Annotated in this window: 17 protein-coding genes; 15 read left to right on the plus strand and 2 right to left on the minus strand. The window is 69.6% G+C overall.

The genetic code is table 11. The features are described 5' to 3' along the window. Positions 1-2: 2 nt before the first annotated feature. The 6 genes from ACX28W_RS25440 (at position 3) to ACX28W_RS25465 (ending at position 9458) form a co-directional block, all read left to right on the plus strand. Positions 3-1088 carry an ABC transporter permease gene (locus tag ACX28W_RS25440; protein WP_459001680.1) on the plus strand — a complete coding sequence of 362 codons (1086 nt, stop codon included), beginning with the start codon at positions 3-5 and terminating at the stop codon, positions 1086-1088. Further along, complete coding sequence (locus ACX28W_RS25445; protein WP_459001682.1) at positions 1085-2020, plus strand: carbohydrate ABC transporter permease; 936 nt, start codon at positions 1085-1087, stop codon at positions 2018-2020. Before ACX28W_RS25440 ends, ACX28W_RS25445 begins: the two co-directional genes overlap by 4 nt. A gap of 171 nt (positions 2021-2191) precedes the next feature. Beyond that, complete coding sequence (locus tag ACX28W_RS25450; RefSeq protein WP_459001684.1) at positions 2192-4411, plus strand: 1,4-beta-glucanase; 2220 nt, start codon at positions 2192-2194, stop codon at positions 4409-4411. Beyond that, positions 4411-6417, plus strand: a complete 2007-nt coding sequence (locus ACX28W_RS25455) for a beta-galactosidase (RefSeq protein ID WP_459001686.1) — start codon at positions 4411-4413, stop codon at positions 6415-6417. The genes ACX28W_RS25450 and ACX28W_RS25455 overlap by 1 nt, the downstream gene beginning before the upstream one ends. A 5-nt stretch (positions 6418-6422) precedes the next feature. Then, on the plus strand, positions 6423-8696 hold the full coding sequence (locus ACX28W_RS25460; RefSeq protein WP_459001687.1) for a glycosyl hydrolase family 95 catalytic domain-containing protein: 2274 nt from the start codon (positions 6423-6425) through the stop codon (positions 8694-8696). A gap of 45 nt (positions 8697-8741) precedes the next feature. Continuing rightward, positions 8742-9458 carry a glycoside hydrolase family 12 protein gene (locus tag ACX28W_RS25465; RefSeq protein ID WP_459001689.1) on the plus strand — a complete coding sequence of 239 codons (717 nt, stop codon included), beginning with the start codon at positions 8742-8744 and terminating at the stop codon, positions 9456-9458. A gap of 93 nt (positions 9459-9551) precedes the next feature. Here ACX28W_RS25465 and ACX28W_RS25470 read toward each other — a convergent pair whose 3' ends face one another. After that, on the minus strand, positions 9552-11603 hold the full coding sequence (locus tag ACX28W_RS25470) for a glycoside hydrolase family 31 protein (protein WP_459001690.1): 2052 nt from the start codon (positions 11601-11603) through the stop codon (positions 9552-9554). Positions 11604-11719: 116 nt separating this feature from the next. Next, positions 11720-12733: a LacI family DNA-binding transcriptional regulator gene (locus ACX28W_RS25475; protein WP_459001692.1), complete on the minus strand. Its 1014-nt coding sequence runs from the start codon at positions 12731-12733 to the stop codon at positions 11720-11722. Between the two features lie 276 nt (positions 12734-13009). Between ACX28W_RS25475 and ACX28W_RS25480 the strand changes: the two genes are divergently transcribed. The 9 genes from ACX28W_RS25480 (at position 13010) to ACX28W_RS25520 (ending at position 25138) form a co-directional block, all read left to right on the plus strand. Beyond that, complete coding sequence (locus ACX28W_RS25480) at positions 13010-13816, plus strand: GH12 family glycosyl hydrolase domain-containing protein (RefSeq protein ID WP_459001693.1); 807 nt, start codon at positions 13010-13012, stop codon at positions 13814-13816. Between the two features lie 159 nt (positions 13817-13975). Continuing rightward, a complete protein-coding gene (locus ACX28W_RS25485) occupies positions 13976-15919 on the plus strand; it encodes an acyl-CoA dehydrogenase family protein (RefSeq protein WP_459001695.1) in 1944 nt (647 codons plus the stop codon). 103 nt (positions 15920-16022) lie between these two features. Beyond that, positions 16023-16508 carry a hypothetical protein gene (locus ACX28W_RS25490; RefSeq protein ID WP_459001697.1) on the plus strand — a complete coding sequence of 162 codons (486 nt, stop codon included), beginning with the start codon at positions 16023-16025 and terminating at the stop codon, positions 16506-16508. A 27-nt stretch (positions 16509-16535) separates the two neighbouring features. Then, positions 16536-19304 carry a preprotein translocase subunit SecA gene (secA, locus tag ACX28W_RS25495; RefSeq protein WP_459001698.1) on the plus strand — a complete coding sequence of 923 codons (2769 nt, stop codon included), beginning with the start codon at positions 16536-16538 and terminating at the stop codon, positions 19302-19304. Between the two features lie 85 nt (positions 19305-19389). Beyond that, positions 19390-20646, plus strand: coding sequence for a 1-deoxy-D-xylulose-5-phosphate reductoisomerase (dxr, locus tag ACX28W_RS25500; protein ID WP_459001699.1), 1257 nt, complete (start codon positions 19390-19392; stop codon positions 20644-20646). Further along, the gene (locus ACX28W_RS25505; RefSeq protein ID WP_459001700.1) at positions 20643-21947 is read left to right on the plus strand and encodes a M50 family metallopeptidase; all 1305 of its coding nucleotides are present in this window, start codon (positions 20643-20645) and stop codon (positions 21945-21947) included. Before dxr ends, ACX28W_RS25505 begins: the two co-directional genes overlap by 4 nt. A gap of 162 nt (positions 21948-22109) precedes the next feature. Then, on the plus strand, positions 22110-23267 hold the full coding sequence (gene ispG / locus ACX28W_RS25510; protein WP_459001701.1) for a flavodoxin-dependent (E)-4-hydroxy-3-methylbut-2-enyl-diphosphate synthase: 1158 nt from the start codon (positions 22110-22112) through the stop codon (positions 23265-23267). A 305-nt stretch (positions 23268-23572) separates the two neighbouring features. Next, positions 23573-24421: a GNAT family N-acetyltransferase gene (locus ACX28W_RS25515; protein WP_459001702.1), complete on the plus strand. Its 849-nt coding sequence runs from the start codon at positions 23573-23575 to the stop codon at positions 24419-24421. A gap of 138 nt (positions 24422-24559) precedes the next feature. Then, a complete protein-coding gene (locus ACX28W_RS25520; RefSeq protein WP_459001703.1) occupies positions 24560-25138 on the plus strand; it encodes a GNAT family N-acetyltransferase in 579 nt (192 codons plus the stop codon). Positions 25139-25160 lie beyond the last annotated feature (22 nt).

Consider the following 25160-nt stretch of genomic DNA (forward strand, 5'->3'; position numbering starts at 1 on the left):
ACGTGGCACACAGCACCACGCCGGGCGCCGCCGCGCGCACCGAGCCGTCCTCGGCGACGGACACCGCCGAGCCGTCCGACGGAGGGAGCAAGTCCGCCCAGGCCGCCAGGCCCGCCGCTGTCTCCAAGGCCTCGAAGAAAGCCTTGAAGAAGGCCTCGAGGGGCGGCGCTCTCAGGACCCGTCTCAAGCGGGACCGCACGCTGATCCTGATGACCCTGCCGGCCATCTTGCTGGTCCTGGTCTTCAACTACATACCGATCCTGGGCAACATCGTCGCCTTCCAGGAGTACGACCCGTACATCAGCGACAACGGCCTCGTCGCCATCTTCGAGAGCCCCTGGGTGGGCTTCGAGCAGTTCACACGGATCTTCGATGACTCGGCGTTCTGGAACGCCGTCCAGAACACCTTCGTCCTGTTCTCCCTCCAGCTGTTGCTCTTCTTCCCCATCCCGATCCTGCTCGCGCTGCTCATCAACAGCGTGATCAGGCCCCGGGTGCGGGCGGTGTCGCAGGCAATCCTCTACCTGCCGCACTTCTTCTCCTGGGTGCTGGTCATCACCGTCTTCCAGCAGATCTTCGGTGGCGCCGGCATCATCGCGCAGACCCTGCGGCAGCACGGGTATGAGGGCTTCGACCTCATGACCGACCCGGGGATCTTCAAATTCCTGGTGACGTCCGAGGGAGTCTGGAAAGACGCGGGCTGGGGCATCATCGTCTTCCTCGCCGCGCTGGCCTCCGTCAGTCCCGACTTGTACGAGGCCGCGGCGATGGACGGGGCCGGGCGGTGGCGCCGGATGTGGCACGTCACGCTGCCCGCGCTGCGCCCGGTGATCGCCCTGCTGCTGGTGCTGCGCGTCGGTGATGCGCTCACGGTCGGCTTCGAGCAGATCCTGCTGCAACGCACCGCGGTCGGGCCGGGCGCGTCGGACGTCCTCGACACCTTTGTGTGGTGGAACGGCGTCCGTAACCAGGACTTCAGTTACGCGGCGGCGGCGGGCCTGATCAAGGGCGTGGTCGGCCTCGGCCTTGTCCTCGCCGCGAACAAGGTCGCCCATCTCATGGGCGAGCAGGGGGTGTACAAGAAGTGACCACCGTGACCGAACAACGGCCGAAGGCCCCCGGCCGCTGGGCTGCCCCGCCGAGGCCCGTCTGGGAGGAGGAGCCCGGCAAGGCCGGGCTCGCGGGCAAGGGCATTGTGCTGGCCGGTGCCTGCCTCAGCGTCCTGTTCCCGCTGTGGATCGTCATCGTCACCAGCCTGTCCTCGAAGAAGATCATCTCCGACGCCGGCGGCCTGGTGGTCATCCCCAAGGGCATCACCTTCATTGCCTACCAGGAGCTGCTGAGCGGCGGACAGGTCACCCGCGCCACCCTCGTCAGCCTGGGCGTCACGCTCGTCGGCACGCTGTTCTCGATGACGGTGTCCATCCTCGCGGCGTACGGGCTGTCCCGCATCGGGTCGGTCGGGCACCGCTGGTTCCTGATGACCCTGCTCGCCACGATGTTCTTCGGCGCCGGCCTCATCCCCACGTATCTGCTCGTGCAGTCGTTGGGCCTGACGGACACGTATCTCGCGCTCATCCTGCCGAGCGCGATCAGTGTCTTCAACATCCTGGTGCTGCGCGGGTTCTTCATGGGCATCTCGCAGGAGCTTGTCGACAGCGCGCGGATCGACGGCGCGGGGGACTGGCGGATCCTCTGGCAGATCGTGATGCCGCTGTCCCGCGCGGTCATCGCCGTGATCACGCTTTTCTACGCCGTCGGCTACTGGAGCGCCTGGTTCAACGCGTCGATCTACCTGAGCGACCAGGACATGATGCCGCTGCAGAACGTCATGATCCAGCTCGTCCAGAAGCAGGAGCCACCGGTCGGCATGGGCCAGGCCATCAAGACGGGCCAGGTGTCCGCACTCGCCGTCCAGATGGCCGTCATGGTGCTGGCGCTGCTCCCGGTCGCCGTTCTCTCGCCGTTCGTCCAGCGGCACTTCAAGAAGGGCATGCTGACCGGGGCGGTGAAGGGCTGACGCCCAGCTGGAAGCGCCGGGGAGCTGCGGGTCGTCCGTTCACGCGCGCAGTGGGGTGGCTGGTCGCGACCACGCGGTGGTGCCGCACCATGTCGCAGCCCCGCGCCCCTGAAAGAAGGGGCGCTCGCCCCTGCCTGTCCAGAACTCCCCTCTCCCAGAACGAGGTATGACATGCACACGCCCCGCCCGAGCAGACGAGTCGTCCTCGCCGGGACCGCCGCGGCCGCCGCGCTCACGGCCGTCCCCGCCGTGGGGTCCCAGGCGCACGCCGCCGAAACCAGCGCCGACCCGTCGTACCGCTGGCGCAACGCCGTCATCGGCGGCACCGGCTTCGTCACCGGTGTCCTCTTCCACCCCTCCGTCCGTGGTCTCGCCTACGCCCGTACCGACATCGGCGGCGCCTACCGCTGGGACGACCGCGCCGCCCGCTGGACCCCGCTCACCGACCACCTCGGCTGGGACGACTGGAACCTCCTGGGTGTCGAGGCGCTCGCCGTCGACCCCGCGCACCCGGACCGGCTCTACCTCGCCCTCGGCACCTACGCCCAGTCGTGGGCGGGCAACGGTGCGGTCCTGCGCTCCGAGGACCGCGGCGCCACCTGGACCCGCACCGACCTGTCCGTGAAGCTCGGCGCCAACGAGGACGGGCGCGGGGCCGGGGAGCGGCTCCTCGTCGACCCGCGCGACAGCGACACCCTGTGGCTGGGGACCAGACACGACGGACTGCTGAAGTCGACCGACCGGGGTGCCACCTGGGCAGCCGTGACCGGCTTCCCGGCGCAGCCGAACTCCTCCGGGCAGGGCGTCGTGTTCCTCCTCGCGGTCGGACGCACCGTCTACGCCGGCTGGGGCGACGGCGACGGCACCTCGGGCACGGCGAACCTCTATCGCACGTCCGACGGCACGACCTGGGAGGCGGTCCCCGGACAGCCGTCCGGTACCGCCGCCAAGGTCCCGCTCCGCGCCGCGTACGACAAGCACACCCGCGAGCTGTACGTGACGTACGGCGACGCGCCCGGCCCCAACGGTCAGTCCAACGGCAGCGTGCACAAGCTGCGCACCGCGACCGGCGCCTGGAGCGACGTCACCCCGGTCGAGCCGGGCGGCACCACCTCCGACGGATCGGCCGACAACTTCGCCTACGGCGGGGTCGCCGTCGACGCCCGCCGCCCGGGCACCGTCGTCGTCTCCACCAACAACCGCTGGGCCGACGGCGACACTGTCTTCCGCTCCACCGACGGCGGACGCTCCTGGACGTCCCTCAAGGACACCGCTGTGTTCGACGTGTCCGAGACTCCCTTCCTCAACTGGGGTGGGGACCAGCCGAAGTTCGGCTGGTGGATCCAGGCGCTCGCCCTCGACCCGTACGACTCGAAGCACGTCGTGTACGGGACCGGCGCGACCCTCTACGGCACCCGCGACCTCAAGCGCTGGGCGCCACAGATCCGCGGCCTGGAGGAGACGTCCGTGCGCCAGCTGATCTCGCCCCCGGTCGGGGAGGCGCACCTGATCAGCGGACTCGGGGACATCGGCGTGATGTACCACGAGCGGCTCACGGCGTCTCCGTCGCGCGGCATGGCGACGAACCCGGTGTTCGGGTCGGCGACGGGACTCGCCCAGGCCGCGGGCAGACCCGCGTACGTCGTCCGCACCGGCTGGGGCGACAACGGCAACGGCGCCCACTCCGACGACGGCGGGCAGACCTGGGCCCCCTTCGCGGCCCAGCCCGACATCGCCAAGAACGCACCGGGGCCGATTGCCACCAACGCCGACGGCAGCGTGCTGCTGTGGTCCTTCGTGCACTGGGACGGCACCAAGTACGCAGCGCACCGCTCGACGGACAACGGCACGACCTGGTCCGAGGTCTCCTCCTTCCCGAAGGGCGCCACGCCGGTCGCCGACCCGGCCGACCCGACGCTCTTCTACGCGTATGACACCGACACGGGAACGCTGTACGCCAGCACTGACAGTGGTGGTTCGTTCACGGCCCGGGCGACCGGACTGCCCTCCGGTGACACCCAGTTCGAGCTGGTCGCCGCCCCTGGGCGGAGCGGTGACCTGTGGCTGAGCGTGAAGTGGAACGGGCTCTACCGGTCCACCGACGGCGGGGCCGGCTTCGCCAAGATCGACAGCTGCTGGGCCTCGTACACCCTCGGCTTCGGCAAGGCGGCCGACGGTGCGGACTACCCGGCGATCTACTTCGTCGGCGCGACGGAGACGATCACCGCCGTCCACCGCTCGGACGACGAGGCCAAGACCTGGGTCCGGATCAACGACGACGCCCACCAGTGGGGCTGGACCGGAGAGGTCGTCACCGGCGACCCGCGCGTGTACGGCCGCGTGTATGTCGCCACCAACGGCCGCGGCATCCAGTACGGGGAGACGGTCTGATGTCCACGCACAAGGGACCCGGCAAGGGACCCAGCCTGAGCGACGCCACCCGCGGCCGCATCCTCTTCGGCGGCGACTACAACCCCGAGCAGTGGCCCGAGGAGGTCTGGCAGGACGACGTACGCCTCATGAAGGAGGCCGGCGTCAACTCCGTCACCGTCGGGGTCTTCTCCTGGGCCAAGGTCGAACCCCGGCCAGGAGCACGGGAGTTCGGCTGGCTCGACCGGCTGATGGACCTCTTGCACGAGAACGGCATCGGCGTCGTCCTCGCCACCCCCACCTCCGCCCCGCCCCCATGGATGGGCAAGCTGCACCCCGAGACGCTGCCGCGCGACGAGAACGGGCAGATCGTGTGGTGGGGCTCGCGCCAGCAGTTCTCGCACTCCAGCCTCGTCTACCGCCGCTACGCCGCCGCCATCACCGAGGACCTGGCCGCCCGCTACGCGAACCACCCCGCCCTCACCATGTGGCACATCAACAACGAGTACTGCACCCACGACTGGGGCGACGAGGCCGCCCGCGCCTTCCGGGTCTGGCTGCGCCGCAGGTACGAGACGATCGATGCGCTCAACACCGCCTGGGGCACCGCCTTCTGGAGCCAGCGCTACGACTCCTGGGACGAGATCATCCCGCCGCGCCGCGCCCAGTACATGAACAATCCCACCCAGGTCCTCGACTTCAAGCGCTTCACCTCCGACGCGCTCATGGAGTGCTACGTCGCCGAGCGTGACATCGTCGCCCGGCACACCCCGCACATCCCCGTGACCAGCAACTTCATGCCCTTCTGGCAGGGCCAGGACGCCTGGGCCTGGGCCGAGCGGGAGGACGTCGTCTCGGTCGACATCTATCCGGACCCGCACGACCCGCTGGGCGGCCAACACAGCGCGCTGATCCATGACACGACCCGCTCGCAGGCCCGCGGCGGCCCCTGGATGGTCATGGAGCAGGCGGCGGGCCCCGTCAACTGGCGCGGCGTCAACCACCCCAAGCCGCCCGGCCTCAACCGGCTCTGGTCGCTCCAGGCCGTGGCCCGCGGCGCCGACGCCGTCTGCTACTTCCAGTGGCGGCAGTCCCGGCAGGGCTCCGAGAAGTTCCACTCCGGCATGGTCAGCCACGCGGGGGAGCGGGGCCGAACCTTCCAGGAGGTCAAGCGCATCGGGGCCGAACTCTCCTTGCTGAGCGAGAAGGTGACTGACAGTCATGTCACCGGGGCCGATGTCGCCGTGCTCCTCGACTGGAACGCCTGGTGGGCGAGTCAGCAGGACGGGCGGCTGTCCTCCGAGGTCGAGTACCCGGCTGTCGTACGCGCCTGGCACCGCGCCCTGTGGGAGGCGAACACCACCGCCGCCTTCGCCCACCCCGAGCACGACCTGTCCCCGTACAAGCTTGTCGTCGTACCGCAGCTGTACCTCCTCACCGACGCCGCGATCGACAACCTCCTCGCGTACGTCCGCGGCGGCGGCACCCTCGTCTCCGGTTTCCTGACCGGTGTCGCCGACCAGGACGACCGGGTGCGCCCCGGCGGCATGGACGAGCGACTGCGCGACCTCTTCGGTATCCGCACCCTGCACGAGTGGTGGCCGCTCGACGTCGGCGAGACGGTCGACGTCGAGGGCTTTCGCGGCACCCTGTGGTCCGAGGAGATCGAGGCCGCGGACGACGCCGACTCCGTCACCCCGTACAAGGGCGGCGAGCTGGACGGTCTCCCGGCCGTGCTGCGCAAGGGCCGCGCCTGGTATCTGTCCACCCTCCCCGAGCCGGAGGCGTTGCGGACGGTGATCGCTGGGATCGCGGAGGAGGCGGGCGTACGGCCGCCGCTCGACAACCTGCCGACGGGCGTGGAGGCCGTACGCCGAGGTGAGCTGCTGTTCCTGCTCCACCACGGGCGCGACGCGGTCACCGTGCCCGTGCCGGGCCGCCACCGCGACCTGCTGACCGGCGCGGACGTCACCGACGCCGTGGAACTGGGCCGGTACGGCGTCGCCGTGCTGGAGGCGGCGCCGTGAACCTCATGAGTGAGCCCGCCGATGGAGACCCCGTCCATGGAGACCCCGTCCACGGCACCTGGGAGCCGGAGCCCGCCGCACGCTGGGAGGACGCCTTCCTGAGCGGCAACGGCGGACACGGTGTCATGGTGTTCGGTGATCCGAACGACGACCGGGTGATCGTCAACCATCACACCCTGGTCCGCCCGAACGGCAGCCAGGACGCGCGCCCGCCCGAGCTGGCGGCCCGACTCCCGGCGCTCCAGGACCGCTTGCTGGCCGGTGACGTCACCGCGGGGGAGGAGTTCACCGACGGGCGTTCGCTGCTGTGGGTGCAGCCCTTCCACCCGGCCTTCCAGGTACGGTTGCGCCGCTCGGCGGAGCTGTGCCCCTCGTACCGGCGCGAGGTCGACTTCACCACCGGTGTCGTCCGTAGCCTGTGCGGGGGCCGGCGCAGCGAGGTCTTCGTGTCGCGTGCGGACGACGTCGTGGTGCAGTACGTGACCGATCCCGGCCACTTGGTGGAAGTGACGCTCGACCATCGACTGCCGGGCGCGCCCAGCGACTTGCCGGTCGGGCACAGTACGGCCCTCACGCCCGAGGGCGCCCTCCTGACGCTGCGGGCCCGCTACCCGGACAGCGACCGCGCGTACACAGGAGTGACGCTCGCCGTGGTCACCGGCGGCCGGGCCCAGGTCGCGCTGACCGGCGTGCGCCTGGAAGGCGCGCGCTCGGTCCTCCTGCTCACGCGCGTACGGCGGCACACGGGCGGCGAGCTGGACGCGCTCACCGAGGCCCGCGAGCTGCGTGCGCTGCTGCCGGACAGGGACGAGAGCGAGGGCGAGGGTGAGAGCGAGAGCGACTCTGCCGAGAACGCGTACGCCCACCTCCTCGCCCGCCACACCGCCCTCCACCGCCCCGCCTACCTCCGCGCCGGTCTGGACCTGAGCGCCGACCCCGCCGAACGCGCCCTACCCGGCTCGGAGTTGGTCCGCCGGCCAAAAAGCCCCGCCCTCCTCGAACGCCTCTTCGCGGCCGGCCGCTACCACCTGCTGTCCTCCGCCGGGATGCTTCCCCCACGGCTGACCGGCCTGTGGACCGGCGACTGGGACACCGCCTGGGCAGGGGCCTTCACCACCGACGCCAATGTCAACCTGCAGACGGCGTCGGCCGCCGCGGCCGCCCTCCCGGAGGTCTCCGAGGCTCATGCCGCGCTGATCCACGGCCAGGTGCCGCACTGGCGCGACAATGCCCGTGCCGTCTTCGGGACCCGTGGCGTCGTCGCCCCCGCGCACACCGACGGTGAGTCCGGGCACATCTACCACCTCAGCCGCGAGTACCCCCTGCACGTGTGGACCGCGGGTGCCGACTGGCTGCTGAAGCCCCTCGTGGACCACGACGAGACGCGCGGCGCGCGCGACCCGCGGCTGGCCGCCGCGCTCGCCGAAGTGGCGTACTTCTACGAGGACTTCCTCACCCGGACCGACGACAACGGCCACCTCGTCGTCGTGCCGTCGTACTCGCCGGAGAACCGGCCCGCGAACGCGAGCTGGATCACCCTCAACGCCGCCATGGACCTCTCGGCGGCCCGGCACGCCCTCCTCACGGCGGCCCACTACCACCCGGGACCCGACGGCCGGCGCTGGCGCGCGCTCGCCGACCGGCTGCCGCCGCACCGCGTCAACGTCGACGGCGCGCTCGCCGAGTGGGCCTGGCCCGGCCTCGACGACACCTACGACCACCGGCACCTGAGCCACCTCTACGGGGTCTGGCCCCTCGACGAGATCAACCCGTACGACACTCCCGAACTCGCCGCTGCCGCCCATCGCGCCCTCGAACTGCGCGGCGCCGAGAACGACTCCGCGCACGGCCACCTCCACCACGCCCTGGTGGCGGCCCGGCTGCGCGACGCGGACCGGGCGGCGGGAGCCCTCGGCAACGTCCTGGCCGGGGACTTCTTCCACGTCTCCCTGATGAGCGGCCACTACCCCAACCGGCACGTCTACAACGCGGACGCCGCCCACACCCTCCCCGCCGTGCTCATCGAGATGCTGATCCAGTCCACGCCGGAGCGGCTCGTCCTTCTCCCCGCACTCCCCGCCGCGTACCCGAACGGTGCACTCCGCGGCATCCGTACGAGGTTCGGCGCCGAGGTCGACCTGATGTGGGGTCCTCGGGGTGCGACGGCCGTGGTGAGACCTGCCCGCACCTGCCGCGTCGACCTTCAGACTTCCGCCGGCGCGCGACCGCTCTCCCTGAGCGCCGGAGAAGACTGCGTCCTCACTCTGGGGCCGCAGTAGTACCGGCCAGTACCCGCAGTTCCCCCCACCCATGGAAGGGACACCATGGCACGTAGCAGCACACTCAACAGGATCACCAAGGCGCTCATCGCCCCCGCCCTCGCGCTCGGCGCCACCATCGGTCTCGCCTCGGCCCCCGCCTCGGCCGCCATCTGGAACTCCTGCGACCAGTGGGGCAACACTTCGCTGAACGGCTACACGCTCTACAACAACATCTGGGGCTCCGGCGCCGGCAGTCAGTGCATCTGGGCCAACTCCGGTACCAACTGGGGGGTCTGGGCCAACCACCCCAACACCGGCGGCATCAAGTCGTACCCCAACTCCAAGAAGGTGATCAACAAGACGATCACCTCACTCGGTTCGCTCTCCAGCAGCTACAACGTCACGGTCCCGTCCTCCGGCGCGTACAACACGTCGTACGACATCTGGGACACCGACTACGACTACGAGATCATGCTCTGGGTCAACTACAACGGAGCCGTCGGACCCCTCGGCACCTCGCAGGGCAATGTGACGCTGGGCGGCCACACCTGGACCGTCTACAAGGGCAACAACGGCGCCAACGAGGTCTTCTCGTTCCTGCGCACCTCGGACTCGTCCTCCGGCACCGTCAACATCCTGCCGATCCTGAAGTGGATCAAGGACACCAAGGGCTGGTTCGGCAACGAGACCATCGGAGACGTCCAGTTCGGTTACGAGGTCACGTCCTCGTCGGGCGGGCTGGATTTCCGGACCAACAACCTTACGGTCTCCAGCAGTTGACGGCTTGCGGCAGTTGACGGTTTCCGGCGGTTGACGGATCCCGTCCGGCGGCCCGGCCCTCGCGTCCGGCGGGGGCCGGGCCGTCACGCGCGGCTACTCCGCCACAGGCAGCCGCGCCCCGTCCCGCAGGAACAGCGGGATGCGGTCCAGCGGGGCGTCGACGGTGACGGCGGCGCCGCCCTCGTACGTCTCACCGGTCCACGCGTCGGTCCACCGGGCGCCCGCCGGGAGGTACGCCGTACGGGCCGTCGCGCCCGCCGTGAGCACCGGCGCGACCAGGAGGTCGGGGCCGAAGAGGTACGCGTCGTCGATCGACCAGGCCGTCTGGTCCTCGGGGAACTCGAGGAACAGCGGGCGCATGACCGGCAGGCCCTCCTCGTGCGCGGCGCGCATGACGTCCAGCACGTACGGCTTCAGGCGCTCGCGCAGCCGCAGATACCTCTCCAGGATCGCGCCGGCCTCCTCCCCGTACGACCAGACCTCGTTCGGGCCGCCGGTCATGTCCGGGCCGAGCGGCATGCCCGGGTCGCGGAAGCCGTGCAGGCGCATCAGCGGGGAGAGGGCGCCGAACTGGAGCCAGCGGACCATGACCTCGCGGTACGCGGGGTCGTCCGGGTCGCCGCCGTGGAAGCCGCCGATGTCGGTGTTCCACCAAGGGATGCCGGAGAGCGCGGTGTTGAGGCCCGCCGCGATCTGGCGGCGCAGGGTCGCGAAGTCGGTGCCGATGTCGCCGGACCACAGGGCGGCGCCGTAGCGCTGACTGCCGGCCCACGCCGAGCGGTTGAGGGTGACGATCTCGGTCTCGCCCGCGGCGAGCATGCCCTCGTAGAAGGTGCGGGCGTTCTCGCGGGGGTAGAGGTTTCCGACCTCGAGACCGGGGCCGGCGTGGTAGCGCAGGTTCTCCTGGAAGCCCGGCTTCAGCTCCGGTTCGCAGGCGTCCAGCCAGAAGGCGGTGATGCCGTACGGATCGAGGTAGTTGTCCTTCACCCGGGACCACACGAACTCGCGGGCCTCCGGGTTCGTCGCGTCGTAGAAGGCCACCTGGACGGTGGACGCGACCTGCTTGTCGGGCCAGTCGGCGTGTGCCATCGGGCCGTACTCGGTGCCGATGAAGTGGCCGCGCTGCTCCATGAGCGGGTGGTTCTCGGAGAGCGGGGAGACCGAGGGCCAGACCGAGACGACCAACTTGACGCCGAGCTCGGCGAGTTCGCGCTGCATCGCCGCCGGGTCCGGCCACTCGGCCGGGTCGAACTTCCACTCGCCGAGGTGGGTCCAGTGGAAGAAGTCGCAGACGATGACGGAGAGGGGCAGACCGCGGCGCTTGTACTCGCGGGCCACGTCGAGGAGTTCGTCCTGGGTGCGGTAGCGCAGCTTGCACTGCCAGAAGCCGGCCGCCCACTCGGGCAGCATCGGCGTACGACCGGTCGCGGCGCTGTAGCGGCGCTGGGCGTCCGCCGGGGTGCCCGCCGTGATCCAGTAGTCGAGCTGGCGGGCCGAGTCGGCGACCCAGCGGGTGCCGTTGCCCGCGAGCTCGACGCGGCCGATCGCCGGGCTGTTCCACAGGAAGGTGTAGCCGCGGCTGGAGGTGAGCACCGGGACGGTCACCTCGGCGTTGCGCTGCACCAGGTCGAGGACCACGCCCTTCTGGTCGAGCAGCCCGTGCTGGTGCTGTCCGAGGCCGTACAGCTTCTCGCCCTCGTATGCGGCGAAGCGCTGCTCCAGACGGTGGTGGCCGTTGCCGGTCGGTGTGTACAGACGCGGGCCCGGCCACCAGAAGTGGGCGCGCTCCTCGGCGAGGAGTTCGGTGCCGTCGGCGGTGCGAAGGAAGCGGATCAGGCCCTCGGCGCCGACCTCGACGGTCAGCGCGCCGACCGTCAACTGGCCCTCGCCGTCCTGGATCTTGACGGTGCTCTCGGTCACCTGCGGCTCGTCGAGGAGCGCGCCGGGGAGGCCTTCGAGCACCGGGCCGCCGAGCCGCGTACGGACGCGGACCGCGTCCGGGCCCCAGGGCTCGACACGTACGGTCTCCTGGCGGCCGCTCCACTCCAGCGCGCCGTCCCGCTCACGGAACGTGCCGACGGTGGGGGAGGACTGCGCGAGGCTGACTGCGCCCGACTGGGTCTGGTTTTCGGCAGGCTGATTCACGAGGGGTGCTCCTGAAGGAAGGAGTGGCGATACAGCCCCGGCGCCGGTCGAGCGGGCCGGGACAGGATGGGGTGCCTCGACGCCCCTGGGCGCGAGGAAGGGGAGTGACGGTTCGTTCAGTTGGCGGTCGGCGCCGGGCCCGTACTCGCCCGTACCGTCAACTCGGGTGCGATGAGCACGACTTCGTCCTTGCCGTGCCCCTCCAGCTTGGCGATCAGATGCTCCACGGCGTGCCGGCCCATCTCCTGCGCGGGGATGGCGACCGAGGTCAGCCGCACCGAGGCCTGTGTGGCGACCTGGTCCGGGCAGATCGCGATCACCGACACGTCCTCGGGCACGGCACGGCCCTGCCGGCGCAGCAGCGCGAGCAGCGGCTCGACCGCGGACTCGTTCTGCACCACGAAGCCCGTGGTGCCCGGGCGTTCGTCGAAGACCCGGGCCAGCGTCAGGGACATCGCGTCGAAGCCGCCCTCGCAGGGGCGGTGCAGCACGCGCAGGCCCAACTCCCGGGAACGGGCCCGGAGTCCGTCGAGCGTGCGCTCGGCGAAACCCGTGTGCCGCTCGTAGACCGCGGGCGCCTCCCCGATGACAGCGATGTCACGGTGCCCGAGCAGCGCGAGATGCTCGGCGCACAGCGCGCCTGTCGCGCCGAAGTCGAGATCGACGCAGGTCAGGCCCGAGGTGTCGGCGGGGAGGCCGATGAGCACGGACGGTTGGTCCGTCTCGCGCAGCAACGGCAGCCGCTCGTCGTCGAGTTCGACATCCATCAGGATCATCGCGTCGGCGAGCCCGCTGCCGGTGACGCGGCGCACGGCGTCGGGACCCTCCTCGCCGGTGAGCAGGAGCACGTCGTAGCCGTGGGTGCGGGCGTGGGTCGCCACCGCGATGGCGATCTCCATCATCACGGGTACGTACATGTCGGTGCGGAGCGGAATCATCAGCGCGATGATGTTGGACCGGCTGCTCGCCAGGGCCCGGGCGCCCGCGTTCGGGTGGTAGCCGAGCTCCTGGATGCTCCGCTCGACCCGCTGCCGGGTGCCCGCGGAGATGGACCGCTTGCCGCTGAGGACATAGCTCACCGTGCTCGCCGAGACTCCGGCGTGCTGGGCGACCTCGGCGAGGGTGACCATCCAGCTCTCCAAGAATTGTGTGAAGCGCTTCGACAGTGCGCGTTGCGGATAAGAGGGAGTGAGGGTGGCTCGACAGTAGCTCGATGGGTGAGGGGGTGTCCATAGGTTGTCGAAGCGCTTCGACAGGTTTCTTGCGGCGCGGGTTCGTCGCGGGTTCGGCGCGGGTGCGACGCAGGTTCGGCGCCCTTCTCGAGCCCTCACGATCGCGCGGCAACCTTCCTGGCCTCGGCGACCACTGAGAGGTCGTACACAGACCGTCCCCCGGAAGGACCACCGATGCAACACCGCCGACCACGCCTGTCCAAGAAGGCGAGGACGCTGCTCGCGGGCTCGGTGGCGCTCGCGGCCGCCGCAGGCGTCACCGTCGCCCAGGCGGGCGAGGCCGGCAAGAAGTGCGGCGCCTTCGACACCGTCACGATGGGCAAGTACTACGTCAACAACAACCTCTGGGGGCAGGACGACGGCACCGGCACCCAGTGCGTCTGGGACACCTCGCACAGCGGTGACACCATCGCCTGGGGCACGGACTACACCTGGGCCGGCAAGGCCGGCAAGGAAAACGCCGTGAAGTCCTACTCCAGCACCGTGCTGGGCTGGCACTGGGGCTGGAAGACCGACAAGGCGGCCACCGAGCTCCCCGTCCGGGTCGGCGACCGCAAGCCGGTGAAGACCAGCTGGGAGTTCTCGGTCAGCTCCGACCCCGGCACCATGAACGTCGCGTACGACCTGTGGCTGCACACCAAGAACACCGCGGACTGGCAGGACCAGCCCACCGACGAAATCATGATCTGGCTCAATCGGCAGGGCGGCGCGGGCCCGCTCGGCACCAAGTACGGCAGCGTCAGCCTCGGCGGCGCCATGTGGGACATCTACCAGGGCGACATCGGCTGGAAGGTGTACTCCTTCGTCCGCCGCACCAACACCACCAAGGCCTCCCTCGACCTGGACGACTTCACCCAGGCTCTGGTCCGCCGCAAGCTGCTGAGCAACGACAAGTACGTCTCCGGCATCGAGTCGGGCACCGAGGTCTTCCGCGGCTCGGGGCGGCTCGACACGAAGGCGTACTCGGTGGACATCGGCTGATCGGAAGGAGGGGCGCGGGCTGGGTGCGGGGTGGGCGCCGGTTGACCCGAACGGCGCGCGAGGACTGGTGGGGCAGTCCGAAATCGGGTAAATACGATCGAGTAGAACCGGTCGGTAACGATCGGCCCCAAGATCCCTATTCGCGGCGAGGTGAGCCTCATGTCCGCAACACCCCACCAGGCCCCCCACCAGGCCACAGTCACCGAACGTGAGGCCCGACAGGTCGCCGAGGCGGCCCGCGAACAGGACTGGCGCAAGCCCAGCTTCGCCAAGGAACTGTTCCTGGGCCGCTTCCGGCTCGATCTGATCCACCCGCACCCCCTGCCGGCCGACGAGGACACGCAGCGCGGCGAGGAGTTCCTCGCCAAGCTGCGCGACTTCTGCGAGACGAAGATCGACTCGGCCCGCATCGAGCGCGAGGCGCGGATCCCCGACGAGGTCATCGACGGCCTCAAGGACCTCGGCGCGCTCGGCATGAAGATCGACACCAAATACGGCGGCCTCGGCCTCACCCAGGTGTACTACAACAAGGCGCTGGCTCTGGTCGGCTCCGCGAACCCCGCGATCGGCGCGCTGCTGTCCGCGCACCAGTCGATCGGTGTACCGCAGCCGCTGAAGTTGTTCGGCACCCAGGAGCAGAAGGACACCTTCCTGCCACGCTGCGCCCGCACCGACATCTCGGCGTTCCTCCTCACCGAGCCGGACGTCGGTTCCGACCCGGCACGGCTCGCCACGGCCGCCGTACCCGACGGCGACGACTACGTCCTGGACGGCGTGAAGCTCTGGACGACCAACGGCGTCGTCGCGGACCTCCTCGTCGTCATGGCCCGGGTGCCGAAGTCCGAGGGCCACAAGGGCGGCATCACGGCGTTCGTGGTGGAGGCCGGCTCCGAGGGCATCACCGTCGAGAACCGCAACGCCTTCATGGGCCTGCGCGGCCTGGAGAACGGCGTCACCCGCTTCCACCAGGTGCGCGTACCGGCCGCGAACCGGATCGGCCCGGAGGGCTCGGGCCTGAAGATCGCGCTCACCACCCTCAACACCGGCCGTCTCTCGCTCCCCGCCATGTGCGTGGGCGCGGGCAAGTGGTGCCTGAAGATCGCCCGCGAGTGGTCGGCGGCGCGCGAGCAGTGGGGCAAGCCGGTCGCCTTCCACGAGGCGGTCGGCGCGAAGATCTCCTTCATCGCGGCGACCACCTTCGCGCTGGAGGCCGTCCTCGACCTGTCCTCGCAGATGGCCGACGAGAACCGCAACGACATCCGCATCGAGGCCGCCCTCGCCAAGCTGTACGGCTCGGAGATGGCCTGTCTGATGGCCGACGAACTGGTCCAGATCCGCGGCGGCCGAGGCTTCGAGACGGCGGAGTCGCTCAAGGCCCGCGGGGAGCGGGCGGTCCCGGCCGAGCAGATCCTGCGCGACCTGCGCATCAACCGCATCTTCGAGGGCTCCACGGAGATCATGCACCTGCTGATCGCCCGTGAGGCCGTCGACGCCCATCTGTCGGTGGCCGGTGACCTCATCGACCCCGACAAGTCGCTCTCCCAGAAGGCGAAGGCGGGCGCGAACGCCGGAGTCTTCTACGCCAAGTGGCTCCCCAAGCTGGTCGCGGGCCCCGGTCGGATCCCGGGCTCGTACGGCGCGTTCCACCACCACGTGGACCTCTCCCCGCATCTGCGTTACGTCGAGCGCAGCGCCCGCAAGCTCGCCCGCTCCACCTTCTACGCGATGTCCCGCTGGCAGGGCCGGATGGAGACCAAGCAGGGCTTCCTGGGCCGGATCGTCGACATCGGCGCCGAGCTCTTCGCGATGAGCGCGGCCTGCGTCCGCGCCGAACACCTGCGCGTCGCCGGGGAGAACGGCCGCGAGGCCTACCAACTCGCCGACGCCTTCTGCCGCCAGTCCCGCGTCCGCGTCGACGAACTCTTCGGCCGGCTGTGGACCAACACCGACGACATCGACCGCAAGGTCGTCAAGGGCGTCCTGGCGGGCACGTACGAGTGGCTGGAGCAGGGCGTCATCGACCCGTCCGGGGAAGGCCCCTGGATCGCCGACGCGACGCCGGGCCCGTCGAAGAAGAAAAACGTTCACCGCCCCATTCGCTGACATTCTCCCCAGGAATTCACTGGTGTCCCCGTTCGCCATTCCGCTGCTTGCCGCACCGAATCCGTGCGTCAACAATGAGAACAATGGCGAACGGGGACAGTACATGCGCCAAGGAGTCGCGGAAGAATACAGTCACGGCATTTCCGTACAGCTGACGCGGGCCCGCGGGGAGGCCTGGCGTCGGCTTCATGAGACAGATCTCGTACGGGCCCTGCGGACCGTGCGCGACGAGGTGCAGCCGCTGGCGCAGAAACTGCGCGAGACCGCACCGGAGGCCTTCGAGGCACACCGGGACGCCGTCGCCGTCCTGCTGAACGAATGCGCGCTGGCCCTGGTCGACACGGAACCCCGGCCGCCCGTGCCCTCCTTCGACGCGGTACGGATCCGGAGAATCGACCTCCGCGACATCGACGGTCTGCTCGACGCCGGACGGCCCGGCGAGCGACCGGTCATTCAGCAGCTTTTCCGCAGCGCGCTCGACGCGGTCAAGGACCCCGTCCTGCGCGAGGTGATCAAAGCGAATCAGCAGGGCGTCCACATTCTCCAGCGCGCCAATCGCTGGATACGGATGCTCGTGGACACCGTTTAGTCATGTTCCACTGTGGGGGGAATTCCCATGCCAGGTAAGGGTCTGGATGCCATCACCGGCAGGATCATGCGGGCCGGCGAGGGGCGGGTGCTGCGCCGGCTGCAGCGCTCCGTCGATGAAGTCAACTCCCTGCAGGAGGAGTTCAAAAGCCTGTCCGACGACGAACTCCACGCCCTCACCCCGGAGTTCAAGAAGCGCCACGCCAAGGGCGAGAGCCTGGACGACCTGCTGCCCGAAGCCTTCGCCGCGATGCGCGAGGCGGCCTGGCGCACCCTCGGCATGCGTCACTTCGACGTTCAGGTGATGGGCGGCGCGGCGCTTCACCTCGGCAACATCGCCGAGATGCAGACGGGGGAGGGGAAGACCCTCGTCGGCACCCTCCCCGTGTATCTGAACGCCCTGGCCGGCAAGGGAGTTCACCTTGTCACCGTCAACGACTACCTGGCCGAGCGCGACGCCGAGTGGATGGGTCGCGCATACCGCTTCATGGGCCTGACCGTCGGTGTCATCAAGTCGGACTCGACCTCCGCCGTGCGCCGCGCCCAGTACGCCTGCGACATCACCTACGGCACCAACACCGAGTTCGGCTTCGACTATCTCCGCGACAACATGGCCTGGTCGCAGGACGAACTCGTCCAGCGCGGCCACCACTTCGCGATCGTCGACGAAGCCGACTCGATCCTCATCGACGAGGCCCGCACCCCGCTGATCATCTCCGGGCCCGCGGACCAGCCCACCCAGTGGTACGAGGCGTTCGCCAAGCTCGTACGACGGATGAAGGGCGTCCGCGTGCAGGACGAGCTGTTCACCCGGCCCGCGGAGAAGGAGGAACTGGGCCGGCTGCGGGCCACGTACGACTACGAGTACGACCCGAAGAAGCGCACCGTCGCGATCCTGGACCGCGGTGTGGAGTACCTCCAGGACCAGCTCGGTATCGAGAGCCTGTACGAGTCCGACCACACGTCCCTCATCGGGCATCTCAACAACGCCCTCAAGGCCAAGGAACACTTCAAGAAGGACAAGGACTACGTCGTCGTGGACGGCGAGGTGCTGATCGTCGACGAGCACACCGGCCGCATCCTCTCCGGCCGCCGCTACAACGAGGGGCTGCACCAGGCGATCGAGGCCAAGGAAGGCGTGCCGATCAAGGACGAGAACCAGACCCTCGCCACCATCACCCTGCAGAACTTCTTCCGCCTCTACGACAAGCTCGCGGGCATGACCGGCACGGCGATGACGGAGGCGGCCGAGTTCCACCAGATCTACCAGCTCCAGGTCGTGCCGATCCCCACCAACCGGCCCCCGCAGCGCGCCGACGACCCCGACCAGATCTACCGCACCGCGGACGCCAAGTACGCCGCGATCGTCGATGACATCGCCGAACGGAACGCGAAGGGGCAGCCGATCCTCGTGGGCACCACCTCGGTGGAGAAGTCCGAGCTGCTGTCCGCACGGCTGCGGAAACGCGGCATCCGGCACGAGGTGCTCAACGCCAAGAACCACCAGCGCGAGGCCCAGATCGTGGCCCAGGCGGGTCGCAGGGGCGCCGTCACCGTCGCCACCAACATGGCGGGCCGCGGCACCGACATCATGCTCGGCGGCAACCCGGAGGCGCTGATATCCGCAGAGCTGGAGCGGCGCGACCTCACCGAAGCGGAGCACCCGGACGCCTGCCGCGAGGTCCGCGAACGGATCACCGCCGTGGTCGAGACCGCGTACAAGGAGGTCAAGGAGCTCGGCGGGCTCTACGTCCTGGGCACCGAACGGCACGAGTCGCGCCGCATCGACAACCAGCTGCGCGGCCGCTCCGGACGCCAGGGCGACAACGGCGCCTCCCGCTTCTACCTCTCCCTGGAGGACGACCTGATGCGCCTGTTCCGCGCCCAGGTGGTGGACCGCGTGATGTCGATGGCGAACGTCCCCGACGACGTGCCCATCGAGAACAAGATGGTCACGCGCGCCATCGCCTCGGCCCAGGCCCAGGTGGAACAGCAGCACTTCGAGTCCCGCAAGGACGTCCTGAAGTTCGACGAGGTGCTCAACCGGCAGCGCACCCTCATCTACGCCGAGCGCCGCCGCGTTCTGGCGGGGGAGGACCTGCGCGAGCAGCTCCTGCACTTCATGGACGACACCGTACGCGCGTACATCGAACAGGAGACGAGCGAGGGCTTCCCCGAGGAATGGGACCTGGAGCGGCTGTGGGGCGCCTTCACCCAGCTGTACCCGGCGCGGATCACCATCGAGGAGTTGGAGGAGGCGGCCGGCGACCGCGCGAACCTCACCGCGGACGACCTGATCGAGGCGGTGACGCGGGACATCCACGACCGCTACCAGGACCGGGAGGTCGAACTCGGTGCCGACGCCCTGCGCGATCTGGAACGCCTCGTCGTCCTCTCCGTCCTCGACCGCAAATGGCGCGAGCACCTCTACGAGATGGACTACCTCCGTGACGGCATCGGCCTGCGCTGGACCCTCGGCCGGGAACCGATCGTCGAGTACGAGCGCGAAGGCTTCGACATGTACGGCGCGATGACCGACGCCATCAAGGAGGAGTCCGTCGGCTACGTCTTCAACCTGGACGCCTCCGGCCCCGCCACGCAGACCCTCGAACGCCGCGAACGCGTCGAGGACCTGCACTTCACGGCCCCCACGTTGGACACGGCGGAGGGCGTGGTCCAGGGCGACTTCGCATCGGCGACGGCCGACGAACCCGCCGCTCCCGCCGCTCCTGCCAAGCCGTCCCGCGGCGGCACCCGCCCCAGCAGGTCCAAGGCGCGACGCCGCCGCAAGCGGTGAACAGAGCGTCGGTGGCGAGCGTCGCCAGCGAGCGGAAGAGGGGAGCCCTGTCCTGCGCGCCTCGTCTTGCGGCCACAATGGGGGGATGAGCGACAGTCCAGCCCCCCTCGCCGATCCGCATCTTGTCTTCGACCCCGTGGACGGAGTCCGGGATGTCGTGATCCTCGGCTCCACCGGGTCGATCGGGACCCAGGCCATAGACCTCGTGCTGCGCAACCCCGACCGCTTTCGGGTCACCGCGCTGTCCGCCGCCGGCGGCAGGGTCGCACTGCTCGCCGAGCAGGCGCACCGGCTGCGCGTCGAGGTGGTCGCCGTCGCGCGCGAGGACGTCGTACCGGCGCTGCGCGAGGCGCTGAGGGCGCGGTACGGAGCGGGTGAGCCGCTCCCCGAGATCCTCGCGGGCACACAGGCGGCGGCTCAGCTCGCCGCCTCCGACTGCCACACCGTCCTCAACGGCATCACCGGCTCCATCGGCCTCGCGCCCACCCTCGCCGCCCTGGAGGCGGGCCGCACCCTCGCGCTCGCCAACAAGGAGTCGCTCATCGTGGGCGGCCCACTGGTGAAGGCGCTGGCCGAGCCGGGCCAGATCATCCCGGTCGACTCCGAGCACGCGGCCCTGTTCCAGGCGCTGGCGGCCGGCACGCGCGCGGATGTGCGCAAGCTGGTCGTGACCGCCTCCGGCGGCCCTTTCCGGGGCCGTACGAAGGCGGAGCTGGCCGACGTCACACCGGCGGACGCCCTCGCACACCCCACCTGGGCCATGGGCCCGGTCATCACGATCAACTCGGCGACCTTGGTCAACAAGGGTCTGGAAGTCATCGAGGCGCACCTCCTCTACGACATTCCCTTCGATCGCATTGAGGTGGTGGTGCACCCGCAGTCGTATGTCCACTCGATGGTTGAGTACACGGACGGATCGACGATGGCCCAGGCGACGCCCCCCGACATGCGGGGCCCGATCGCCATCGGGCTCGGCTGGCCGGAGCGCGTCCCGGACGCCTCCCCGGCCTTCGACTGGACCAAGGCGTCGAGCTGGGAGTTCTTCCCGCTCGACAACGACGCGTTTCCCTCGGTCGGGCTCGCCCGGCACGTGGGGCAGCTCGCGGGCACGGCCCCGGCGGTGTTCAATGCCGCCAACGAGGAGTGCGTGGACGCGTTCCTGAACGGCACGCTGCCGTTCAACGGCATCATGGAGACCGTCACACGGGTGGTCGAGGAACACGGCACACCCGGTACGGGAACTTCCCTGACCGTCGCGGACGTCCTCGAAGCGGAGACCTGGGCGCGCGCCCGGGCCCGGGAACTGACGGCACAGACGACAACCGCGGAGGTTCGTGCATGACGACCTTGATGATGATCCTCGGCATAGTCGTCTTCGTGGTCGGCCTGCTCATCTCGATCGCCTGGCACGAGCTGGGACACCTGTCGACGGCCAAGCTCTTCGGCATCCGCGTACCGCAGTACATGGTCGGCTTCGGCCCGACCATCTGGTCGCGGAAGAAGGGCGAGACCGAGTACGGCATCAAGGCGGTCCCGCTCGGCGGCTACATCCGCATGATCGGCATGTTCCCGCCGGGGCCGGACGGCAAGATCGAGGCCCGCTCGACCTCCCCCTTCCGTGGCATGATCGAGGACGCCAGGTCGGCCGCGTTCGAGGAGCTCAGGCCCGGCGACGAGACCCGCCTCTTCTACACGCGCAAGCCGTGGAAGCGCGTGATCGTGATGTTCGCGGGCCCCTTCATGAACCTGATCCTGGCCGTGGCGATCTTCTTCGGCGTCATGATGACGTTCGGGGTCCAGACCCAGACCACCACGGTCGGCAAGGTCTCGGACTGCGTCATCGAGCAGAGCGAGGCCCGGTCCGAGTGCAAGACGAGTGACCAGGCCGCGCCCGCCAAGGCGGCCGGACTCAAGGGCGGCGACAAGATCGTCGCGTTCAATGGCAAGAGCGTCCAGGACTGGTCCGCCCTCCAGGCCGACATCCGCGCCAACCCCGGCAAGGACGTCACGCTCACCGTCGAGCGCAAGGGCGAGCAGGTGGACCTCACCGCCCACCTGATCAAGAACCAGGTCAGTCAGAGCGACGGCAGCGGCGGCTATGTCGAGGGCAAGTACGTCTACGCCGGCTTCCTCGGCTTCACCCCCGCCACCGGCATCGTCCAGCAGTCCTTCGGCCAGTCCGCGGACCGCATGGGCGACATGATGGAGAACGGCGTCGAGTCGCTGATCTCGCTGCCCGCCAAGATCCCCGACCTGTGGGACGCGGCCTTCGGCGACGGCCCGCGCAAGGCGGACTCCCCGATGGGCGTGGTCGGCGCGGCCCGCATAGGCGGCGACGTGTTCACGCTGGACATCCCGGCGTCCCAGCAGGTCGCGATGATGCTGTTCCTGGTCGCCGGCTTCAACCTCTCCCTGTTCCTCTTCAACATGCTCCCGCTGCTCCCGCTCGACGGCGGGCACATCGCGGGCGCCCTGTGGGAGTCGCTGCGCCGGAACACGGCCAAGGTGCTGAGGCGGCCCGACCCGGGCCCGTTCGACGTCGCGAAGCTGATGCCGGTGGCTTATGTGGTGGCCGGAATCTTCGTCTGCTTCACCCTGCTCGTCTTCATCGCCGACGTCGTTAACCCGGTGCGCATCTCGTAGTAGTGCGGCGTTTGTGGCGGTCGGGCATGCTGTGCGCCCGACCGCCTTCCATGGGGTGGCTTCAGGGACGGGATGTGCTCGGGCGGGTGCCCGTGCCGTAATCTCGAAGCCTGGAGCCCACGATTCCGGGACCTTGATCCACAACTTGGGGTTGCACAGCAGATGACTGCGATTTCTCTCGGCATGCCGTCCGTTCCGACCAAGCTGGCCGAGCGCCGCAAGAGCCGGCAGATCCAGGTCGGAACCGTGGCCGTGGGTGGAGACGCGCCCGTCTCGGTGCAGTCGATGACGACGACGCGTACGTCGGACATCGGGGCCACGCTGCAGCAGATCGCCGAGCTGACGGCGTCCGGCTGCCAGATCGTGCGCGTGGCCTGCCCCACGCAGGACGACGCGGACGCCCTCGCGACCATCGCCCGCAAGTCCCAGATCCCCGTCATCGCGGACATCCACTTCCAGCCGAAGTACGTCTTCGCGGCGATCAACGCCGGCTGTGCCGCGGTCCGCGTCAACCCCGGCAACATCAAGCAGTTCGACGACCAGGTCAAGGAGATCGCGCGGGCCGCGAAGGACACCGGCACGCCGATCCGGATCGGGGTCAACGCGGGCTCGCTCGACCGGCGCCTGCTCCAGAAGTACGGCAAGGCCACCCCCGAGGCGCTCGTCGAGTCGGCGCTCTGGGAGTGCTCGCTCTTCGAGGAGCACGACTTCCGGGACATCAAGATCTCGGTCAAGCACAACGACCCGGTGATCATGGTCAACGCGTACCGGCAGCTCGCCGCCGCGTGCGACTACCCGCTGCACCTGGGTGTGACGGAGGCGGGCCCCGCCTTCCAGGGCACCATCAAGTCGGCCGTCGCCTTCGGCGCGCTGCTCTCCGAGGGCATCGGCGACACGATCCGCGTGTCCTTGAGCGCCCCGCCCGCCGAGGAGGTCAAGGTCGGCCTCCAGATCCTGGAGTCGCTGAACCTGAAGCAGCGCGGCCTGGAGATCGTCTCCTGCCCGTCCTGCGGTCGCGCCCAGGTCGACGTCTACAAGCTGGCCGAGGAAGTCACCGCGGGTCTGACCGGCATGGAGGTCCCGCTGCGCGTCGCCGTCATGGGCTGCGTGGTGAACGGTCCGGGCGAGGCCCGCGAGGCCGACCTCGGTGTCGCCTCCGGCAACGGCAAGGGGCAGATCTTCGTCAAGGGCGAGGTCATCAAGACCGTGCCGGAATCGAAGATCGTGGAGACCCTCATCGAGGAAGCGATGAAGCTCGCCGAGCAGATGGAAGCGGACGGCATCGCCTCCGGCGAGCCTTCGGTGTCGGTGGCCGGCTGACCGCGGTGCCGGTGACGCACTGACCCGCCGTGTGACGCATGGGACCCGGGTGCCCCTCCGGAGGGGCACCCGGGTCCCATGCGTCACACGGCGGGTCATGCCGGACAGGCCCTAGCGTGCGGTGCCGCTCGGCATCTCCGGTTAAAGTACGGAGATCAGCCGACCGTGTGACTCCCGCCCCGAGGGGCTTCTCGCCGTGAAACGACGGTCAAGCCCTGACCGGTGTCCACGAACGAGCACACGACGACGCTATTAGGGTGAGCGACGCGCTGTTGTTGCCCGCAAGGAGTGATGGAGTCGTCCCGTTGTTGACCCAGACAACCACCAGGGTCCTTGAACCGAGTGACCTGGACGCCGCGCTCGCCGTCCTCGACCGCGAGCCGGTCGCGAACGCTTTCGTCGCATCCCGGGTACAGGTCGCGGGCCTCGACCCGTGGCGGCTCGGCGGCGAGATGTGGGGCTGGTACGAGGACGGAATGCTGCGCTCCCTCTGCTACGCGGGCGCCAACCTGGTCCCGATCTGCGCCACCCCGCGTGCCATCCGCGGCTTCGCCGACCGGGCGCGCAGGGCCGGACGCCGCTGCTCCTCGATCGTCGGCCCCGCCGAGGCCACCGCCGAACTGTGGCAGCTGCTCGAACCGAGCTGGGGCCCCGCCCGCGAGATCCGCGCCCGACAGCCCCTGATGATCGCCGACCGGCTCCCCGCCGACATCGCCCCGGATCCGTACGTCCGCCGCATCCGCAAGGACGAGATCGAGACGATCATGCCGGCCTGCGTGGCGATGTTCACCGAGGAGGTCGGGATCTCGCCGCTCGCCGGTGACGGCGGACTCCTCTACCAGGCACGGGTGGCCGAACTGGTCAGCTCCGGACGCTCGTTCGCCCGTATCGACCAGAACGGCAAGGTCGTCTTCAAGGCCGAGATCGGCGCCGCCACCCGGCAGGCCTGCCAGATCCAGGGCGTCTGGGTCGCGCCCGAATACCGAGGACAGGGATTGGCGGCCCCGGGCATGGCGGCCGTTCTCCGCCACGCCCTCGCGGACGTCGCCCCCGTCGTCAGCCTCTACGTCAACGACTTCAACACCCCGGCCCGGGCGACGTACCGCAGAGTGGGCTTCCAGGAGATCGGCGCGTTCATGAGCATCCTGTTCTGAAGCGCCCCATCAGGGCGCGGGGCTGTGACATGTGCGGCTGCGCCGCGGGGGCGCGACCAGCCGTTGACGGCCCGCAGTCGTACGACAACCTGTAGTCCCCGGCGTAAGCCGGCGAAGCACCCCGGTAGTCTCGCCGACATGCTGCGATTTCCCGGTCAGGGCTCCCGCAACCCCGACGACGTGGTCATCGGCCCGCTGGATCTCGCCGCGCGCGTGGACGAGGCGCTCACCGTGCAGGCCCTCGCCTTCGGGCTCGGCGCCGACGAGATCGCCGTACGCCGCCAGATCGTGCTGCGGCACCTCACCTCCCCGGGCGCCCGCGCCCTCGGCGCCACCACCGCCGGCGGACGGCTCGTCGGCTTCGTCTACGGCATGCCCAACGACCGTACGCACTGGTGGTCCACCGTCGTCGAGCCCTACCTGCGCGCTCAGGGCCACGACGACTGGCTCGACAACTCCTTCGTGATCACCGAACTGCACGTCCACCCGCACTACCAGAACCTCGGCATCGGCCGCGCCCTGATCACCGGCATCACGGACACCGCCACCGAACCCCGCTCGATCCTCTCCGCCATCGACACGGACAGCCCGGCCCGCGGCCTGTACCACTCGCTGGGGTACGAGGACCTCGCACGCCCCGTCCTCTTCCCGAGCGCACCGAAGCCGTACGCCGTGATGGGCGCCCCGCTGCCGCTGCGCAGGCGCCCCAGGCGCTAACCGATTTCCACCGTGATGGGCT

This window comes from Streptomyces sp. SD15 (assembly GCF_054462255.1).

What these genes read in the sequence shown, in the direction of transcription:
- ACX28W_RS25455 (WP_459001686.1), top strand. Translation starts at nt 4,411, where the DNA reads ATGTCCACGCACAAGGGACCCGGCAAGGGACCCAGCCTGAGCGACGCC.
- ACX28W_RS25485 (WP_459001695.1), top strand. Translation starts at nt 13,976, where the DNA reads ATGTCCGCAACACCCCACCAGGCCCCCCACCAGGCCACAGTCACCGAA.
- secA (WP_459001698.1), top strand. Translation starts at nt 16,536, where the DNA reads ATGCCAGGTAAGGGTCTGGATGCCATCACCGGCAGGATCATGCGGGCC.
- ACX28W_RS25505 (WP_459001700.1), top strand. Translation starts at nt 20,643, where the DNA reads ATGACGACCTTGATGATGATCCTCGGCATAGTCGTCTTCGTGGTCGGC.
- ACX28W_RS25520 (WP_459001703.1), top strand. Translation starts at nt 24,560, where the DNA reads ATGCTGCGATTTCCCGGTCAGGGCTCCCGCAACCCCGACGACGTGGTC.
- dxr (WP_459001699.1), top strand. Translation starts at nt 19,390, where the DNA reads ATGAGCGACAGTCCAGCCCCCCTCGCCGATCCGCATCTTGTCTTCGAC.
- ispG (WP_459001701.1), top strand. Translation starts at nt 22,110, where the DNA reads ATGACTGCGATTTCTCTCGGCATGCCGTCCGTTCCGACCAAGCTGGCC.
- ACX28W_RS25490 (WP_459001697.1), top strand. Translation starts at nt 16,023, where the DNA reads ATGCGCCAAGGAGTCGCGGAAGAATACAGTCACGGCATTTCCGTACAG.
- ACX28W_RS25465 (WP_459001689.1), top strand. Translation starts at nt 8,742, where the DNA reads ATGGCACGTAGCAGCACACTCAACAGGATCACCAAGGCGCTCATCGCC.
- ACX28W_RS25480 (WP_459001693.1), top strand. Translation starts at nt 13,010, where the DNA reads ATGCAACACCGCCGACCACGCCTGTCCAAGAAGGCGAGGACGCTGCTC.
- ACX28W_RS25475 (WP_459001692.1), bottom strand. Translation starts at nt 12,733, where the DNA reads ATGGTCACCCTCGCCGAGGTCGCCCAGCACGCCGGAGTCTCGGCGAGC.
- ACX28W_RS25460 (WP_459001687.1), top strand. Translation starts at nt 6,423, where the DNA reads ATGAGTGAGCCCGCCGATGGAGACCCCGTCCATGGAGACCCCGTCCAC.
- ACX28W_RS25450 (WP_459001684.1), top strand. Translation starts at nt 2,192, where the DNA reads ATGCACACGCCCCGCCCGAGCAGACGAGTCGTCCTCGCCGGGACCGCC.